At 52.8% G+C, this 1,395-nt stretch carries 2 protein-coding genes; one reads left to right on the plus strand and one right to left on the minus strand.

The window, feature by feature from the left end:
* Positions 1–981 (minus strand): class I SAM-dependent methyltransferase (locus tag CW742_RS13145; RefSeq protein WP_292421110.1); only part of this gene is annotated, 981 nt, incomplete at its 3' end.
* 228 nt (positions 982–1,209) lie between these two features.
* On the opposite strand from CW742_RS13145, the gene CW742_RS13150 reads away from it, so the two are divergent.
* Positions 1,210–1,395: GDP-mannose 4,6-dehydratase (locus CW742_RS13150; protein WP_292421112.1), on the plus strand; the 186-nt coding region annotated here is incomplete at its 3' end.

Here is a 1,395-nt window from a genome sequence, read left to right on the forward strand (position 1 = left end):
ACCGTACACATAGATCTTCTTTCCCGCGGCTTTCTCGGATCGTAACAGATCAGTCAGGAGGGCTTTGATCTCCCCCACGCGGATGCAGAACCGGCGGTAAGGCTCCATGGTCTCAAGCCGGAGGTCCCGCTCCCTTGCCCTGACCTTTTGAAGGGCTGCGGTATCGGGTTGGATGGAGGAGCCCGCATGGGTGACACAGACCCGGAAACTTCCCCCGTTGATGAAGTTGAAATCGATGCCGATTGCTTTCAGACCGTTCTTTTTAAGCATCCATTCGATCTGGAAAAAGGCGTAGTATTCGAGGTGCTCGTGGCAGATGGTGTCGAACGAGTTCATCTCAAGCATGGTGGGCAGGTAGCTCTGTTCGAGGATCCACCCGCCTTCAGGGTGCAGGATCTCGCTGATGTTCCGGACAAACGCCATCGGCTCTTCAAGGTCATAGAACATGGCAATGGAGGTGATGATCTTCGCATTCTCGCCCGGAAAGACTGCGGTGAAATTTTCGGCAGTGAAGAAATCGCTGACAAGGCGGATGTCAGCCGGGTAGTATTTTTGAAACTGTTCACCACCGGGATCGATACCGATCCTCCGTATGTCCGAACGGTGGTAACTCTTCAGGAGCGTGCCGTCGTTGCTCCCGATATCAAGGACAATGTCGCCGGCGTTCAGGCCGACCATGCCCTTTGCCAACTCCACGATCCCGGCAAGATGCTTGCTCATCGTTGTGTTGATGCCGGAACGGTATCCGTATTCTTTCCCGTACATTTCGCCGGGATCAACCGTGTGTTTGAGCTGAACGAGTCCGCAGGCTTTCGGATCCTTCTCGTTGTCGCATTTGACCAAGACAAGCGGCGCCAGAGGAGGATCGGGATCGTCTTTTTTCGGGAACCTCCCCGAAAGGGCCTGGGTACCAAGGTCGATGACGGTGATAAGCCGGGAGTTGCCACAGATCCGGCATGTCTGTTTTTCATGTATCTGCATTAGTACACCGAAATTCAGTTCTTATCTTACCTACCATTCGTTGTAGAGAGTAATAAACAATAACCAGTCCAGCGTAAAAAAACAGAGGTCTGGCGGAATTCCGGGCGACGGCAACGGCGGTATTACACAAGATATATCATTTTTCAAAAGGAACATACATGCCAGAATCTTCTCATGTTTCGGGGCAGGATTATTAGATCCATTCCTGAAAAAGGAGTGTTTTAGCAGGTGGCAGTGGTGGCAAAAAAGAAAGCGCTGATAACAGGGATCACCGGGCAGGACGGCTCATACCTTGCCGATTTCCTGCTGAGCAAAGGATACGAGGTGCACGGGATCATAAGGAGGTCTTCATCGTTCAACCGCGAGCGGCTCGAACACCTGTACGTGGACCCACGGGATCCCCACGCCCACCTC

Origin of the sequence: Methanoregula sp. (genome assembly GCF_002835825.1) — an archaeon.
In the GTDB taxonomy this organism is placed as follows: Archaea; Halobacteriota; Methanomicrobia; order Methanomicrobiales; family Methanospirillaceae; genus Methanoregula.